This is a genomic window from Janthinobacterium sp. MP5059B (assembly GCF_001758645.1).
Classification (GTDB): domain Bacteria; phylum Pseudomonadota; class Gammaproteobacteria; order Burkholderiales; family Burkholderiaceae_D; genus Janthinobacterium; species Janthinobacterium lividum.
In genome coordinates, this window is record NZ_LRHX01000022.1 from 243,965 (window position 1) to 260,005 (window position 16,041).

Sequence of the window (16,041 nt, forward strand, 5' to 3'; positions counted from 1 at the left end):
ACCAGCGGTACAGGAGACAACAACAATGCAACAGCTCAAACGCAATACCATCGCCCTCAGCCTGGCGCATGCGACATTCGCCCAGTTCATCTTGCTGGGCAGCGGCGCCGCCATGGCCCAGGACACTGCGGCCGCGGACGCGGCAAAACCGGCCTCAGAACAGATGGACCGCATCGTCGTCACGGCCACGCGCCGCAATACCTTCGTGCAGGAGACGCCGCTGGCCGTCACCGCCTTCAACCAGGACACCCTGCAAAACAACCAGGTCAAGGACCTGGCGTCGCTGGCCACCATGGTGCCGAGCCTCGTCGTCGAGCAGCATGGCGACTCGGGCGGCGTGCACGTCTACATGCGCGGCGTCGGTTCGGCCAACCACACGGAGCTGGGCGACCCGGCCGTCGCCTTCTATGTCGACGGCGTGTATTCGCCGCGTCCACAGGGCGCCACGGCGCTGATGTATGACCTGTCCCACGTCGAGGTGGCGCGCGGACCGCAGGGCACCCTGAACGGCCGCAATTCCACGGCAGGCGCCGTCAACCTCGTGTCGGCCGCGCCGAGCACGGCCAAGTTCATGGGTTCGGCCGGCATCACGGTGGGCGACAAGCGCCATTTGCAGACGCAGGGCATGATCAATATCCCGTTTTCCGACGACGTGGCGCTGCGCATCGCCGCCATCAAGGATAGCCACGACGGTACGGTGGATTTCCGCCGCGGCTCGAACGTCATGCCGGGTACGGCCAAGTATGGCGCCGGCGACCAGATGGGCGTGCGCGCCTCGCTGCTGTGGAAGTTCACGCCGCAACTGCGCGGTACGTTCATCGCCGACTACTTTCTCGACCAGGGCGCCGGCAATGTGTACCTGGCGGCCGAACCGAAACGGGGCGAGAAGCTGCGTTCGGCCCTGATCGACACGCCGGGCACCCTGGACCAGTCGATTTTGACCTACAAGGGCAAGCTCAATTACAAGCCGACCGATGCGCTGGACTTCACCTACCTGGGCAGCTGGAGCCGATACAAGCGCCAGAACAGCAACGATGCCGATGCGGGCCTGTTCCCCGGCTTCAAGTCGGAAAACCGCACCGACTGGGCGCAGTTCGACAGCTATTCGCACGAGCTGCAGGCGCGTTCGGACGACGATGCGCCGTTCCAGTGGGTGGCCGGCCTGTTCCTGTTCAACGAAAAGAACAAGGTGCGCTTCGATATCGACCGCAGCCAGATTTCGCAGGCCGCCGTGCAGCAGGATATCGCCAACGGCGCCGTGATCTTCGTGCAGCCGACCGTGGGCCAGTATGCCTCGGCCATGTCCTTCATCCAGGGCGACCGCCAGCTCAAATCAAAGGCCGTATTCGGCCAGGTCAGCCAGCAGTTGACGGATCAGATCAAGCTGACGGCCGGCGCGCGCTACACGAAAGACCATAAATTCGACGTCGGTGGCAAGAACTGGGCCTGCCCGAACTGGCCTGCCAACACGCCGCTGGGCACCACCGTGCTCACGCCCGATCAACTGGCGCAGCTGGTCACGCCGGGCACGGGCCTGGCCAACACGCACAATATCGGTCCTGGCGGCGCCATCACGGCGGCCACCTGCAACAATACGCCGGGCGACAATACGGCCGACCTGAAATACGGCCAGGCCACCTGGCTGGGCCGCATCGAGTACAAGCTGCGCCCGGACATCCTGCTGTTCGGCTCCGTGACGACGGGCTTCCATTCGCCTGCCATCGGCGATGGCGGCGCCACCACCAAGCCGGAAAAGCTGACCAGCTATGAAATCGGCTTCAAGTCGGACCTGCTGAACCGCGAACTGACCCTGAACCTCGATGCCTTCCTGATGAAGTACAAGGACAAGCTCGAGTCGCAGGTGGTCAACAGCGTGCTGGCCAACTTCAATGCGGCCGGCGCCACCGTCAAGGGCCTGGAAGCGGAATGGGTGTGGCGGCCAACGAAGGTCGACCGCCTGACGGGCAACGCCACCTGGCTGAAAGCCGTGTATGACGACTTCATGTCGTGCGACGTCGATGCGGCGCGCGCGAATGGCCAGTCCTGCGGTTCGACGGCGCCATTGGTGAACGTGGGCGGCAGCACCATGAAGCATGCGCCGAAGTTTTCCACGACAGTCCAGTACGAGCATGATTTCAATGTCGCCGGCGGCCAGCTCACGCCGCGCGCCTCGGTGCATTATGAAACCATGTCGTATGTGGGCGCGGGCGCGTTCAACGGCGACGTGCCGGGCCATGCCGGCGTCAAGCGCCAGGAAGCCTACACGACCCTGGACCTGAGCCTGCGCTTCCAGCCGGCGAACAAGGCCTATACGGTGGAAGCGTTCGTGCAGAACGCTACGGACAAGGCGGTCAAGCTTGACGTCAATGAAATCTGCACGGACGTCGGCATGCCATGCCAGCCCACGCAGCAGATCTACGGCGCCTTCTACAACGCGCCGCGCACCTTTGGCGCGCGCGTGTCGATGAAGTTCTGATGGCGTAGGGTGAAAGAGCAGTTGCAGTAGCAGTCCACTCAGTAGGGTAGGTGTTGGGCCGGGGAGCTTCCCCGGCCTTTTTTATTCCAGCGTTTATTCCAAACTCGCTTGCACGCTGGCGATGCCGATCTGCGCGCTGCCTTCGGCCAGGCGCACATTGACGTTCTGGCGCGCCTGCAGTTGCGCCGGCGAGCGGACGATCGCCCCTTTCTCATCGCGCAGGATGGCGTAGCCGCGTTCCAGGGTGCGCTGGGGATTCAACAGCTCCAGCTGCGCCGCCAGGCCGTCGAGGCGGTGGCGCCGCTGTCCCAGCTGCTGCGCCATGGCCGCGCCGCCGCGCCGCTGCATTTCTTCCAGGCGCGCGCGCGGCGCCGCGACGTCGGGCCGCAAGGCCGCCCAGCGCGCACGCAGGCGTTCGAGTGCGTACTGCGACTGGTTCACGGGCGCGCGCGCCGCATGCGTCATGGCCGTCGACAGGGCCAGCAGCTGCAAACGCTGCTGCTGCAGCTGCGCCTTCGGGTTGAGCAGGCGGCGGCTGTGGTGGTCCAGAGTCTGCGCCGCATCGTCGAGGCTGCGGCGCATGGCGCGGCGCAGGTCGGCCGCATCGGCGCGCAGGGAAGCCATCCAGTCGGCGCGCGGCGTGGCCGCCAGTTCGGCCGCCGCCGTCGGCGTGGCTGCGCGCAGGTCGGCCGCGAAGTCGGCGATGGTGAAATCCGTCTCGTGTCCCACGCCGCTGATCACGGGCATGGAGCAACCGGCAATGGCATGGGCCACGGCTTCATCGTTGAACGACCACAAATCTTCGATACTGCCGCCGCCACGGCACACCAGCAGCACGTCGCACTCGGCCCTTGTGGATGCCGTGCGGATGGCGTGCGCGATCTTTTCCGGCGCCTGCTGGCCCTGGACGGGCGTGGGGTAGAGGATGATGGAGACGTGCGGTGCGCGGCGCTTGAGCGCGATCAGCACGTCGCGCAGGGCGGCCGCCTGCGGGCTGGTGACGATGCCGATGCTGCGCGCGAACATGGGGATGGCGCGCTTGCGTTCCTGGTCGAACAGTCCCTGCGCGGCCAGCTTTTCCTTCAGGCGCTGAAACGCTTCATACAGGGCGCCCACGCCGGCGCGGCGGATGGCTTCCACGTTGATCTGGTAATCGCCGCGCGCGCCGTACAGGGTGACGAGGGCGCGCACTTCCACCTTGTCGCCTTCGCGCGGCGTGAAGCCGGCAAACTGGGCGCGGCCGCGGAACATCACGGCGCGCACCTGGGCGCCATCATCTTTTAATGTGAAATACCAGTGGCCGGACGCGGCGCGCGTGAAGTTGGAAATCTCGCCGGCGATCCATGTCAGGGGAAACGAGCGCTCGAGCAGACGCGCGACGGCCTGGTTCAGGGCGCTGACGGTCAGCACGGGCGGGGCGGCAAAGCCGCTGTCAGTTGGAGTATCGGTCATCATCTGGTGCTATGGGGGAGGGAACTGTCCACATATTATCGGCGAGGTCATGCTTATGTCATATATCGTGCAAAACAACAAGTTCTATTTCTAAGTATTTGATTTCATGATGAATTCCTGTATGCCTGATTTGCGTGCACAAGGAAAAAAACCTTTAATATCAAGCACATCAGTAAAGCCCCTGCCACTTACGCACAAAGTTATCCACAGAAAGTGTGCGGAACTTTTTGCCTTGGACAAACGTTGCCTGACAAGCCAGCATTGAGCGATAAAAGTGCCGTGCTACATTTTTGCGCACCGAAATAAAGTGTATAGGAATCAATCGCTTAGTATGCCATGCATGGCCTTGCGCACAATCTTATCCACAAAAAATGTGCAGAACTCTGGCACAGCGCCTGATTTATCCACCGGAACGCCCATGGCATGGCTTGCCTGAATTTTGCGCAGCATAAAAATAGCCATATAAATCAAGGGCATAGCGTCACGTCATACGCCTTGCTCACAATCTTATCCACAGAATGTGTGCAAAACTGCATAAACCGTTTCGCCTTTTCGCCGGCTTTTTCACTGCACGACCAGAGCATTCCACTGCCTCCTTTTTCAGCATTGAAAAAAACTCCTTTAAAATCAATGCTCTTACATGGAGTCAATCCGCTTGCTCACAATCTTATCCACACTTTATGTGTGGAACTGCCTTCACGCTTAAAAACTGCCGTGTTGAAGTGAAATCGGACGCCGAAAACCCCGCTTTTCAGGTCGTGCTACATTTTTATGCATGGCAATAAAAACGATATAAATCAATGTGCTTGGCGCCTATCTTTGAGCTTGCGCACAATCTTGTCCACAGATTGTGTGCAGAACTTTTACGGCCACTATGCCGCGTATCGCGCGCCCGCTGCCACTTTTTTACTCATTGATTTAATTTCCTTTAAAATCAATGGCTTAATTGAATTCCCGGGCTTTGCGCACAATCTTGTCCACAGTAAATGTGCAGAACTCTTCAAATATTGATTTATTGATATTGACTACTGCCGTTAAGCTGCTATGCCTGTATTTTGCGCAGTTCTATAATATGCATATAAATCAATGGCTTGCCTGATGGACTTCATGCTTGCTCACAATCTTATCCACATAAAATGTGCAAAACCGGGCGCCGGCGGTGGGCGTCCGCTGCGCCGTGTGGACAACTGCCATGCGGGCGCCACTTGCCGCCGGCGCGGCAACGCGCTACATTGCGCCATTCCTGCGCGGACGTACAATCGGTCTTCGGCGCTCGGTACAATACAGGCTGTTCGGGCGGTCCATCGCCTTCCCTTTTCCAGGAGTTTCTTTTGCTCGCTATATTTCAAGCCGCTGGCTGGCCCATCTGGCTGTTGTTGATCGCTTCCATCGTCGCCCTGGCCCTGATCATCGAGCGCCTGCTGTATTTGCGACGCGCCAAGATCCTGCCCCGCAAGCTGTTTGATGAAGTGGTGCAGGTGTATCGCAGCGGCAAGATCACGCCGGACACGGTGGCCAAGCTGGAAGACAATTCGCCGCTGGGCGTGGTGCTGGCCGCCGCCCTGCGCAATGTCGACGCGCCACGCGAGGTGATGAAGGAATCGATCGAAGAGGCGGGCAGCGGCGTGGCCCACACGCTGGAGCGTTTCCTGACGACCCTGGGCACCATCGCCACCCTGGCTCCGCTGATGGGCCTGTTTGGCACGGTGGTGGGCATGATCGAAATCTTCGGCTCGCAAAACGCCAGCGGCTCCAATCCCGCACAGTTGGCCCACGGCATCTCGGTGGCCCTGTATAACACGGGCTTTGGCCTGGCCATCGCCATGCCGACCCTGGTCTTCTACCGCCATTTCCGCGCCCTCGTCGACAGCTTCGTCATTGACATGGAGCAGCAAGCGGTCAAGTTCGTCGACATCGTCCACAGTGGCCGCAAATGAACTTCCGCAAAGGCAAGGGGCGTGAAGACCCCGAAATCAACCTGATCCCGTTCATCGACGTGCTTCTGGTGATCCTGATCTTCCTCATGGTCAGCACCACCTACAGCAAGTTTACGGAGCTGCAGATCACCTTGCCGACGGCCGACGCCGAGCAAGCCAAGGACAAGCCGCAGCAGATCGACGTCACCATCGATGCCAAGGGTAATTACACGGTCAACCGCGAGCCCGTCTCGTTCCGCGACGTGGCCGGCCTGGCCGACGCCCTGCAAAGCGCGGCCAAGGCAGCCAATGGCGGCAAGGCACCCGCGCAGACGCCCGTGGTGGTGGTCAACGCCGACCAGTTCGCCATGCACCAGATGGTCATCCACGTGATGGAAGCGGCACGCCTGGCCGGCTATGAAAAGCTGACGTTTGCGGCGCAGGCGGGTGGCAAGTAAGGCCAACCTCCAACCCCAACCGAAGTGCCGGGGTCGGACCCTCAGGGTCCGACCCCAGGTGTCGATTTTGGGTTCCAATTTTAGTTGACACGCATGCCCACATCCTCTCCCGCCAAGCTTGAAACCACTCTCACCCGCGTCTGGTTGACGCGCGGTCCGCTGGCGTGCGCGCTGTGGCCTGTATCCTTGCTGTTCGGCGCCCTGAGCGCCGTGCGGCGCGTTTTGTACCGCGCCAACCTCCTGAAATCCGCGCGCCTGCCCGTGCCCGTCGTCGTCGTCGGCAATATTTTTATCGGCGGCACCGGCAAGACGCCGCTGACGATCTGGCTGGTGCAAGCCTTGCGCGAGGCGGGCATGCGCCCGGGCGTCATTTCGCGCGGCCATGGCAGCGCCGACCGTGCGCCGCGCGCCGTCAGCGCCGCTTCCACGCCGCAGCAGGTGGGCGATGAGCCGCTGCTGATCTTCCAGCGCGGCGGCTGCCCCGTGATGGTGGGGCGCGACCGCGCGCAAGCGGGCAGGGCGCTGCTGGCCGCGCATCCCGACGTCGACGTGCTGGTGACGGACGACGGCTTGCAGCATTACGCCTTGCAGCGCGACGTGGAAATCGTGCTGTTCGACGGCCGCGGCGCAGGCAATGGCTGGCTGCTGCCGGCGGGGCCTTTGCGCGAATCGCCGCGCCGCCGGCGCGATGTGACGGTGATCAATGCGCCCGAGCTGGCGCCGGCACTGGTGGCCAGGGCCGCGCCGCAGGGCGGGCTGGTGGTGCAGATGCTGCTGGCCGGTGGCGTGGCCGAGCGCCTGCTCGACCGCGGCGAGCGCATGCCTTTGGCGACCCTGGCGGCTGGCGGCCAGCGCATCGTGGCGGCGGCCGGCATCGGCAACCCCCAGCGTTTCTTTGCCATGCTGCGCGGGGCCGGATTGGACTTCATGGAATTGCCTCTGCCCGACCATCACGACTTCCTAGACCAGCCATTTGCGGCGCTCGACACGGATGTGATCTTGATCACCGAGAAGGATGCAGTAAAATGTGCGCAAATTGAACATCTCAAAGATGACCCGAGACTGTGGGTCGTCCCCGTCAGTGCGCGCATCGATAGCGCGCTGGCCCAACAAATTGTGGAGAAATGTCGTGGACGCTCGACTGCTTGATATCCTGGTCTGCCCTGTTTGCAAGGGTCCGCTTGAACACGATAAGAAGGCGCAGGAACTGATTTGCCGCGCCGACCGCCTGGCCTATCCGATCCGCGATGGCATCCCCATCATGTGGGCGGACGAAGCGCGCACCCTGCAAGACGCAGTGGAATAGCGATGGCGTTCATCGTCATCATCCCGGCCCGCCTGGCCTCGACGCGCCTGCCGGGCAAGCCGCTGGCTGACCTGGGCGGCAAGCCCATGGTGGTGCGCGTGGCCGAGCAGGCAGCCTTGTCGGGCGCCGCGCGCGTCATCGTCGCCACCGACCATGACAGCATCCGCGCCGCCTGCGCCGCGCATGGCGTGGAAGTGTGCATGACGCGCAGCGATCATCCGTCGGGCACGGACCGCATCGCCGAAGTGGCGCGCACGCTCGATTTGCCGTTGGACGCCGTCGTCGTCAACCTGCAGGGCGACGAACCCTTGATCGATCCGGGCCTGCTGGCCGCCTGCGCGGCGCAGATCAGCGCTGCCGTCCCCATGGCCACCTGCGCCCATCCGCTGCATGATGTGCAGGATGCGTTCAACCCGAACGTGGTGAAGGTCGTGCTGGACAAGAATGGCCGCGCCTTGTATTTCTCGCGCGCCACCATCCCGTGGCACCGCGACGGTTTCGCGCAATCGAAAGACAGCCTGCCGGCTGGCTACGTGCCGCTGCGCCATATCGGCCTGTATGCATACAGCAATGCGTTCTTGCAAGAATATCCGCAATTGTCCGCTTCGCCGCTGGAAGCCATCGAGGCGCTGGAGCAGTTGCGCGTGCTGTGGCACGGTGTGGCCATCGCCGTGCATGTCACGGACTCGGCGCCAGCCGCCGGTGTCGACACGCCGGAAGATCTTGCCAGGGTGCAAGCCCACTACGGCGCCCTGTAAGCGCTACCCGCAAAACGGCAGGCGTGCAAATATAATTTTGTGTGCCTGCAGTAAAAACCACATTTTGAAACGTGCGTCGTGCGAATTGCTGGCTTTGATCAATCAGGGCATAGCAATTCGATAGCAAACTGGCGTTCCGGGGTTTTTTTGTGGTAAGTTTCGTAGGGAAAGATAGCCTTAGCAACACCATCTAAAAATAATTACACATACCACCATCCAAAATCTGTTTTTTAGGAACTTTTCAATGCGTCTGATACTTTTAGGAGCACCCGGTGCCGGCAAGGGCACCCAAGCTAATTTCATCAAAGAAAAATACAACATTCCACAAATCTCCACGGGCGACATGCTGCGCGCGGCGATCAAGGAAGGCACGGAACTGGGCCTGGCTGCGAAAAAAGTCATGGATGCGGGCGGCCTCGTGTCGGACGACATCATGATCGGCCTGGTCAAGAACCGCCTGCAGGAAGCCGATTGCGCCAATGGCTACCTGTTCGACGGCTTCCCGCGCACCATCGCGCAAGCGGACGCCATGAAAGATGCCGGCATCAATGTCGACTACGTGCTGGAAATCGACGTGCCTGACGCGTCGATCATCGAGCGCATGGATGGCCGCCGCAGCCACCCGGGTTCGGGCCGCGTCTACCACGTCAAATTCAATCCGCCCAAGGTCGACGGCATCGACGACATCACCGGCGAACCGCTGATCCAGCGCGACGACGACAAGGCGGAAACGGTCAAGAAGCGCCTGGACGTGTACCACAACCAGACCAAGGTCTTGCTGGGCTACTACAATGACTGGGCCAAATCCGGCCTGCCAGGCGCACCGAAATACCGCCGCATCGCCGGCGTCGGTCCGGTCGAGCAAATCCGCGACAGCGCATTTGCCGCCCTGGCGGAATAAGCAGTTTATGAAAAGCGGACCTGAGTGTCCGCTTTTTTTGTGCCCGCTTTTCAGCAGCGGTGCCACATCGTTTTCGTAGTTCAGGTTTTTTGCAGGTCGTGTTTTCCTGGCTGCGCGTGCCTACCCGGTGCGGTCTGCAGCTGTTGGCAATGACGTCGGATAAAAACAGAAGGGGACGATATGGCAGCCAGTTTGTGGTTTGCGGTAGCCTGCGGCGTGGTCGCAGTCATTTACGGTTTGGTGTCGCGCAGCTGGATCCTGAGGCAGGATCCAGGCAACGCGCGCATGCAGGAAATCGCCCTGGCCATCCAGCAGGGCGCGGCCGCCTATCTGGCGCGCCAGTACCGCACCATCGCCATCGTCGGCGTGGTGCTCCTGATCGCCATCTATGCGTTGCTTGGCCTGCATACGGCGCTGGGCTTTTTGATCGGCGCCGTGCTGTCGGGCGCCTGCGGCTTCATCGGCATGAATGTCTCCGTGCGGGCCAATGTGCGCACGGCGCAGGCGGCCACCCTGGGCATCAACCAGGCGCTGAACGTGGCCTTCAAGGGCGGGGCGATCACCGGCATGCTGGTGGTGGGACTGGGCTTGCTGGGCGTGACCCTGTTCTACTGGCTGCTGGTGACGACGGGCGCGCCCGGCCTGACCCAGCATGACCTGATCAAGCCCCTGATCGGCCTGGCCTTCGGCGCCTCGCTCATTTCCATCTTCGCGCGTCTGGGCGGCGGCATCTTCACCAAGGGCGCCGACGTGGGCGCGGACCTGGTGGGCAAGGTGGAGGCGGGCATACCCGAGGATGATCCGCGCAACCCTGCCGTCATCGCCGACAACGTGGGCGACAACGTGGGCGACTGCGCCGGCATGGCGGCCGACCTGTTCGAAACCTATGTCGTGACCCTGATCGCCACCATGCTGCTGGGCGCCTTGCTGATGGCAGAGGCCAGCAGCACGGCCATCCTCTATCCGCTGCTGCTGGGCGCTGTCTCCATCCTCGCCTCCATCGTCGGCTGCTCGATGGTGAAGACCAAGCCGGGTGCGAAAATCATGTCGGCCCTGTACACGGGCCTGTGGTGGGCGGCCGGCCTGTCGCTGGTCGGCTTTGCCGTCGTCACGTGGCTGCTGTGGCCCGATGACGCCATGCGCTACAAGATGCTGGGCGCCACCGTCGTCGGCATCGTCCTCACGGGCCTGATGGTGTACATCACCGAGTACTACACGGGCACGGACTTCAAGCCCGTGCGCCACATCGCCGAAGCGTCGACGACGGGCCACGGCACGAATATCATCGCCGGCCTGGGCGTGTCGATGAAATCCACTGCGTATCCGGTGCTGGCCGTCTGCGTCGCCATCCTCGTTTCGTACCAGCTGGCGGGCCTGTACGGCATTGCCATCGCGGCCACCTCGATGCTGTCGATGGCGGGCATCATCGTCGCGCTCGACGCGTATGGCCCGATCACGGATAACGCGGGCGGCATCGCCGAGATGTCGGGCTTGCCAGACTCCGTGCGCGCCATCACCGATCCGCTCGACGCCGTCGGCAACACCACCAAGGCCGTTACCAAGGGCTATGCCATCGGCTCGGCCGGCCTGGCCGCGCTGGTGCTGTTTGCCGACTACACGCATGCGCTCGAATCCGTGGGCCAGCACATCACCTTTGATTTGTCGAACCCCATGGTCATCGTTGGCCTCTTCATCGGCGGCCTGATACCGTATCTGTTCGGCGCCATGGCTATGGAAGCCGTGGGCCGCGCGGCCGGCGCCGTGGTGGTGGAAGTGCGGCGCCAGTTCCGCGACATCAAGGGCATCATGGAAGGCACGGCGCGGCCCGAATACGACAAGGCCGTCGACATGCTGACGGCGTCGGCCATCCGCGAAATGATCGTGCCCTCGCTGCTGCCCGTGGTGGTGCCCATCGTGGTGGGCATGCTGCTGGGGCCAGCGGCGCTCGGCGGCCTCTTGATGGGAACGATCGTCACGGGGCTGTTCGTGGCCATCTCCATGACCACGGGCGGCGGCGCCTGGGACAATGCGAAGAAATACATCGAGGATGGCCATTTCGGCGGCAAGGGTTCCGATGCGCACAAGGCGGCCGTCACGGGCGACACGGTGGGCGATCCGTACAAGGATACGGCCGGTCCGGCAGTCAATCCCTTGATCAAGATCATCAATATCGTGGCCCTGCTGCTGGTGCCGCTGCTGCCGGCCACGGGCTGGCTGGCGGTCAAGGCGCCGGCACCCATCCATGCGCCCGTGCCACCCATCCTGGCGCCGGCGACACCGGCGCAGGTCTTGCCGGCGCAGTAAGGCAGCGCACACACGCTCGACAGCCCCGCAGCCAGCGGGGCTGTTTTTCTGTGCACACGCGAAACTTTCCTGCCATCCGTATCCCTCGCGTATCAACGGTGAGCATTTGTTACCCTGCCTTTGACTTCCGGCCGCAGCGACCAATAATGGAGTGATAGTCACCGTTGATGGTGCATGGCGGGAGGATGTCATGGACAGCAAGTACAAGAGACGTGGCGTGTGGCTGGTGCTGCTGGTGGTGGGGCTGGCGCTCAGCGGCGCAGCTGCGGCCGGGCCTGGCGGACACGGTGGACGGGGCGGGCATGGCGCGCACATGGGGCACGGCCAATTCCATGGCCACCATGGTCATCACGGCCACTTTCACGGCCGCCCGCAGGTGGGCGTATGGATGGGGTCGTCGTGGGGCTATGGGCCGGGCTGGTATGGCGACCCGTGGTATGGCTATCCCTACCGTTATCCGTATGGCCGCACGCTCGTCGTGCCGCTGCCGCCCGTGTATATCGAGCAGGGCGGCGTACCGACGGCGCAGATGTGGTATTACTGCGCGCGGCCGCAGGGCTATTATCCGTATGTGAAAAATTGCCTGACGCCATGGCGCGCAGTGACGGCCTTGGGCGGACGCTGAGACGCCGGCATGAACAGGAACGGGTGGTGAAGGGCGGCGCCCATGCTGGCAACGTGCCGGCCAACGCCGTCACGCTGCCGCCATCATGTCTTACAGCCAGGCCTTAAAAACGCGACGTCAGGCCGACGAACATGCGCCGTCCCGGCACGTAATAGTCGACCAGTCCATCGGCCATGGGGCCTTTCTTGAACAGGTTCTGCACGCCGCCACGCACGGTCCACTGTGGCGTGACCTTGTACGACACGACGGTGTCGACGATGGTGTAGGCTTTTTCGGCCAGCTTGCCCGCATCGAGTTCCTTGCCCGTGTACTGGGCCGATACTTCGCCGAACAGCTGGTCGTTGACTTGCCAGCCCAGCGCCGAGTACCACGACAGTTTTGGCGTGGACAGCAGGTTGGCGCCGGTGGTCAGGTTCTTCGCTTCCGCCATGTAGGTGACGTTGTTACGCCAGTTCAGGTTTTTCGTCAGCGGGATGGTGGCCGTCGCTTCCAGGCCGCTGGTGCGCGCCTTCTGGATATTCGTCATCTTGGTCCACCAGCGTTTCTGGTAAAAGCCCAGCGGCGCATAGTCGATCTTGTTCTTGAAATCCGTGTGGAAGTAAGTCAGGCCTACATCCCAGCCATTCTGTTCCCACGCCACGCCGATCTCGCCGGCCGTGCTCGTTTCCGGCTTCAAGTCCGCATTGCCAGCCATGTAGCAGGAGCCGGTGATGTAGCCCAGCGGTTTCAGGCTGCCGCAACCGCGTCCGCCCGAGTTGGTCGCTGCCGCCGGCGAGTTTTCCTTCAGGCTCGGGGCGCGGAAGCCTTGCGAAATGCCGCCCTTGATGGTCCAGGCCGGGGCAGGGTGGTACACGAGGTACAGGCGCGGGCTGTAGTGGTTGCCGAACTTGCTGTGGTGGTCGAGGCGCAGGCCAGCCGTGGCGGTCAGGTTTTCGCGCAGGAACAGCTGGTCTTCCGCAAACAGGGCCGAGGTGGTGCCCGACAGGGTCGCACCGCTTACGGGGTTGCCCAGGTAATCGGTGGGCACGGTGCCGATGGTGTCCGTATTCGTCAGCTCCTGGTGCTTCCACTGGCCGCCCATCACCAGCATTTGCTCGATGCCGCCCCAGCCGACCCGTTTCTCCAGGCTGGCGTCCAGGGTGCTGTCCTTGGATTTCGCCACCGTGCCGACGACTTCGTTGTCGAAATCGTTGTGGTACAAATTGACCGTCGCCTTGCCGAAGTCCCAGCGGCCTTCGTAGCCGAGGCTGACGCTCTTGCGTATCAGTTTGTTGGCGCCCCAGCTGTAGACCAGCGGCTCGCCATCCGCATCATGCGCGCTCGAATCGCTGGCTTCCTGCCTGCCATAGCTGGCGTCCAGCGACAGGTTCTGTTTCTTGTCCAGCGCCCAGCTCAGCTGGCCCGAGACAGTCTGGTTGCGTTCGCCGCCCATGCCACCCGCTTTGTCGAATTTTTTATCGGCGTTCTGGCGCGACTGGCTCACGCCCAGGCGCATGCCGACCGTGTCCGACAGGGGGCCGGCCAGGTTTACGCCCAGCTGGTGCGCCGTGCCGCGGTCGCTGTCCTGCGGCTGCGTGTAGTTGGCCGTGGCCGAACCGTTCCATTTGCCCGGCACCTTGCGCGTGATGATATTGATCACGCCGCCCATGGCGTCCGATCCGTACAACGAGGACATGGGGCCACGCACCACTTCGATACGCTCGATCATGTCGGGCGAGATCCAGTTCAAGTCCTGGCGGCCCAGGTCGGGACGGTAAGCCGTGTCGGCCGAGCTGCCCACGCGCTTGCCATCGACCAGGATCAGCGTGTATTTGTCGGGCAAGCCGCGCAGCTTGATCTTCGACGCCTCGCCTTCAGGGCTGGTGCCGCCCGTCACGCCGGGGATACGGCGCAGCAGCGTGTTCAAGTCATACACGGGCTGGCGTTCGATTTCCTCGCGCGTGATGACGCTGATACTGGCCGGCGCATCCTTGATATCGATGGCCGTGCCCGACGCGGTGACGACTACCGTGTTCATGGTGGGATCGGCGGCCACATTGCCTTCGGCCCAGGCATTGCTGACGGCCAGCGACAGCAGGCAGGGCAGGAGCAGGGCGGCGGAATGAATGGAGCGGGCGGGAGTGGCGACGGGGGCTACGAAGACGGAACTACGCTGGGTCATGATGAACTTTCCGGATATTGTTATTTCCTGGCTGCCTTCCGGGTGGCTCGGGTATAAATGAGTGAAAAGATAATAAATTGCGCTCTCACTCCACTAATGAGAATAAGAATCGTTCTTATTGTAATGCCATGCTGGCAAGAAAGAAAGTACTGAAAGGAAATAAAACACCGTTACCGGACGCGCATCGGCGGTGTGCGGCACCAGCAAACGTGAGTAATTGTTACCTTGCTGGCATCTGGCGCGGCCTGTGCCAATAATGAAAACCGGGCGATGGAAGCGTTGGGAGAGGGCATGAAGCGGATGACAAAAAGCATAGTGGCGCTGGCTTGCGGCATGTCGGTATCGGCTGGCGGCCATGCCTGGGCGCAGCAGCAGGCGCCTGAGTCCTTGCCCGTGTGCCAGCTCGACCCGCGCGACAGCAGCAAGCTGGCGGTGGAACCATGCCGCCCGGCGCCGCCCGTGCAGCCGCGCCGTTCCATGGCGCAGGTGATCGGCCGCATGCCGGTGCAATCCGTGCCGCCCGTCGTGCCCACGGCGCCCCTGCCGCCCAGCCCGGCCGTACCGATGCCGCGCGCGCCGCAGCCCATCGGTGCATGCGATACGGGCGGTTGCCGCGACTCTGCCGGCGTGCGCTATAACGGTGCGGGCAATGCCACGCTCGATGCCAACGGGCGCATCTGCCACCGCAACGGCGCTTTCATCCAGTGTTTTTAGCTCTTCCATACGCCAGCGCTGCAAGTTTTCGCTCGGTGCCCGCAAAAATGGCTACAATTGTCGCCGACATTACGTTTACGTAAACGTAATGCACGACACCATGCACTCATCAGGCGCCGGGAACACGGCCCTTATCACTCAGGAGATTTCATGCAGATTCAGGACAATGTATTCATCATCACGGGCGGCGCATCGGGCCTGGGCGCGGCCACTGCGCGCATGCTGACGGCAGCCGGCGGCAAGGTCGTGCTGGCCGACGTGCAGACGGAGGCGGGCCAGGCGCTGGCCGCGGAGTTGAACGGCGTGTTCGTGCAGTGCGACGTGACGTCGGAAGAAGACGGCCTGGCCGTGGTGGCCGCCGCAACCCAACTGGGTACCTTGCGCGGCCTGGTCAACTGCGCCGGCGTGGCGCCGGCCGTGAAAACCGTGGGCAAGGACGGCCCGCATCCGCTGGCCCTGTTCCAGAAGGTTGTCAACATCAACCTGGTGGGTACCTTCAATATGTGCCGCCTGGCGGCCGACGCCATGGCCAAGCAGGATGCCACCGTTGAAGGCGAGCGCGGCGTCATCATCAACACGGCTTCCGTGGCGGCCTACGATGGCCAGATCGGCCAGGCCGCGTATGCGTCGTCGAAGGCGGCCGTGGTGGGACTGACCCTGCCGATGGCGCGCGACCTGTCGCGCAACGGCATCCGCGTGATGACGGTGGCGCCCGGCATTTTCGAAACGCCGATGTTGCTCGGCATGCCGGCCGAAGTGCAGGATGCGCTGGGCAAGATGGTGCCGTTCCCTTCGCGCCTGGGCAAGCCCGGCGAGTACGCGCAACTGGTGAAAGCCATCGTGGAAAACGTCATGCTCAATGGCGAGACGATTCGTTTGGACGGCGCGATCCGCATGCAACCGAAATAAGCCTGGCATGATTTGATGTAGGATATCCCCGTATGGGGCGTACAGCCTTGCCTGGCTGTGC

General features: G+C 62.6%; 14 protein-coding genes. 11 read left to right on the top strand and 3 right to left on the bottom strand.

What is annotated here, in order from left to right:
- The first annotated feature begins 25 nt into the window (after positions 1-25).
- Entirely contained in the window at positions 26-2,476 is a 2,451-nt protein-coding gene (locus tag JAB1_RS27060; RefSeq protein WP_070282702.1) for a TonB-dependent receptor, read from the top strand.
- A gap of 93 nt (positions 2,477-2,569) precedes the next feature.
- Here the strand turns inward: JAB1_RS27060 and xseA are convergent, their stop codons facing one another.
- Positions 2,570-3,931 (bottom strand): exodeoxyribonuclease VII large subunit, encoded by a 1,362-nt coding sequence (xseA, locus tag JAB1_RS27065; protein WP_070282704.1) that lies wholly within the window; start codon positions 3,929-3,931, stop codon positions 2,570-2,572.
- A 315-nt stretch (positions 3,932-4,246) separates the two neighbouring features.
- Complete coding sequence (locus JAB1_RS30055; protein WP_175445123.1) at positions 4,247-4,405, bottom strand: hypothetical protein; 159 nt, start codon at positions 4,403-4,405, stop codon at positions 4,247-4,249.
- Positions 4,406-5,259: 854 nt separating this feature from the next.
- Between JAB1_RS30055 and JAB1_RS27070 the strand changes: the two genes are divergently transcribed.
- From JAB1_RS27070 to JAB1_RS27100, 8 genes are all read left to right on the top strand, one after another.
- Positions 5,260-5,865, top strand: a complete 606-nt coding sequence (locus JAB1_RS27070) for a MotA/TolQ/ExbB proton channel family protein (protein ID WP_070224614.1) — start codon at positions 5,260-5,262, stop codon at positions 5,863-5,865.
- The gene (locus JAB1_RS27075) at positions 5,862-6,302 is read left to right on the top strand and encodes a biopolymer transporter ExbD (RefSeq protein WP_034782086.1); all 441 of its coding nucleotides are present in this window, start codon (positions 5,862-5,864) and stop codon (positions 6,300-6,302) included. Before JAB1_RS27070 ends, JAB1_RS27075 begins: the two co-directional genes overlap by 4 nt.
- A 93-nt stretch (positions 6,303-6,395) precedes the next feature.
- Positions 6,396-7,451: a tetraacyldisaccharide 4'-kinase gene (gene lpxK, locus JAB1_RS27080; RefSeq protein WP_070282706.1), complete on the top strand. Its 1,056-nt coding sequence runs from the start codon at positions 6,396-6,398 to the stop codon at positions 7,449-7,451.
- Entirely contained in the window at positions 7,432-7,608 is a 177-nt protein-coding gene (locus JAB1_RS29075) for a Trm112 family protein (RefSeq protein ID WP_010395789.1), read from the top strand. The genes lpxK and JAB1_RS29075 overlap by 20 nt, the downstream gene beginning before the upstream one ends.
- Positions 7,609-7,610: 2 nt before the next feature.
- Complete coding sequence (gene kdsB / locus JAB1_RS27085) at positions 7,611-8,366, top strand: 3-deoxy-manno-octulosonate cytidylyltransferase (RefSeq protein WP_070253520.1); 756 nt, start codon at positions 7,611-7,613, stop codon at positions 8,364-8,366.
- A gap of 244 nt (positions 8,367-8,610) precedes the next feature.
- On the top strand, positions 8,611-9,267 hold the full coding sequence (gene adk, locus JAB1_RS27090; RefSeq protein ID WP_034782090.1) for an adenylate kinase: 657 nt from the start codon (positions 8,611-8,613) through the stop codon (positions 9,265-9,267).
- 180 nt (positions 9,268-9,447) lie between these two features.
- On the top strand, positions 9,448-11,571 hold the full coding sequence (locus JAB1_RS27095) for a sodium-translocating pyrophosphatase (RefSeq protein WP_070282708.1): 2,124 nt from the start codon (positions 9,448-9,450) through the stop codon (positions 11,569-11,571).
- Positions 11,572-11,761: 190 nt separating this feature from the next.
- Positions 11,762-12,196, top strand: coding sequence for a hypothetical protein (locus tag JAB1_RS27100; protein ID WP_070282710.1), 435 nt, complete (start codon positions 11,762-11,764; stop codon positions 12,194-12,196).
- Between the two features lie 103 nt (positions 12,197-12,299).
- On the opposite strand, the gene JAB1_RS27105 is transcribed toward JAB1_RS27100, so the two are convergent.
- The gene (locus JAB1_RS27105) at positions 12,300-14,357 is read right to left on the bottom strand and encodes a TonB-dependent receptor (RefSeq protein WP_083300026.1); all 2,058 of its coding nucleotides are present in this window, start codon (positions 14,355-14,357) and stop codon (positions 12,300-12,302) included.
- Between the two features lie 300 nt (positions 14,358-14,657).
- Here JAB1_RS27105 and JAB1_RS27110 point away from each other — a divergent pair, with 300 nt between their 5' ends.
- Complete coding sequence (locus JAB1_RS27110; RefSeq protein WP_139144700.1) at positions 14,658-15,071, top strand: hypothetical protein; 414 nt, start codon at positions 14,658-14,660, stop codon at positions 15,069-15,071.
- 150 nt (positions 15,072-15,221) lie between these two features.
- Positions 15,222-15,980, top strand: a complete 759-nt coding sequence (locus tag JAB1_RS27115; RefSeq protein WP_034782099.1) for a 3-hydroxyacyl-CoA dehydrogenase — start codon at positions 15,222-15,224, stop codon at positions 15,978-15,980.
- Positions 15,981-16,041 lie beyond the last annotated feature (61 nt).

What these genes read in the sequence shown, in the direction of transcription:
- kdsB (WP_070253520.1), top strand. Translation starts at nt 7,611, where the DNA reads ATGGCGTTCATCGTCATCATCCCGGCCCGCCTGGCCTCGACGCGCCTG.
- lpxK (WP_070282706.1), top strand. Translation starts at nt 6,396, where the DNA reads ATGCCCACATCCTCTCCCGCCAAGCTTGAAACCACTCTCACCCGCGTC.
- JAB1_RS27115 (WP_034782099.1), top strand. Translation starts at nt 15,222, where the DNA reads ATGCAGATTCAGGACAATGTATTCATCATCACGGGCGGCGCATCGGGC.
- JAB1_RS27100 (WP_070282710.1), top strand. Translation starts at nt 11,762, where the DNA reads ATGGACAGCAAGTACAAGAGACGTGGCGTGTGGCTGGTGCTGCTGGTG.
- JAB1_RS27075 (WP_034782086.1), top strand. Translation starts at nt 5,862, where the DNA reads ATGAACTTCCGCAAAGGCAAGGGGCGTGAAGACCCCGAAATCAACCTG.
- JAB1_RS27095 (WP_070282708.1), top strand. Translation starts at nt 9,448, where the DNA reads ATGGCAGCCAGTTTGTGGTTTGCGGTAGCCTGCGGCGTGGTCGCAGTC.
- JAB1_RS27105 (WP_083300026.1), bottom strand. Translation starts at nt 14,357, where the DNA reads ATGACCCAGCGTAGTTCCGTCTTCGTAGCCCCCGTCGCCACTCCCGCC.
- JAB1_RS27060 (WP_070282702.1), top strand. Translation starts at nt 26, where the DNA reads ATGCAACAGCTCAAACGCAATACCATCGCCCTCAGCCTGGCGCATGCG.
- xseA (WP_070282704.1), bottom strand. Translation starts at nt 3,931, where the DNA reads ATGATGACCGATACTCCAACTGACAGCGGCTTTGCCGCCCCGCCCGTG.
- JAB1_RS30055 (WP_175445123.1), bottom strand. Translation starts at nt 4,405, where the DNA reads ATGCCCTTGATTTATATGGCTATTTTTATGCTGCGCAAAATTCAGGCA.
- adk (WP_034782090.1), top strand. Translation starts at nt 8,611, where the DNA reads ATGCGTCTGATACTTTTAGGAGCACCCGGTGCCGGCAAGGGCACCCAA.
- JAB1_RS27110 (WP_139144700.1), top strand. Translation starts at nt 14,658, where the DNA reads ATGACAAAAAGCATAGTGGCGCTGGCTTGCGGCATGTCGGTATCGGCT.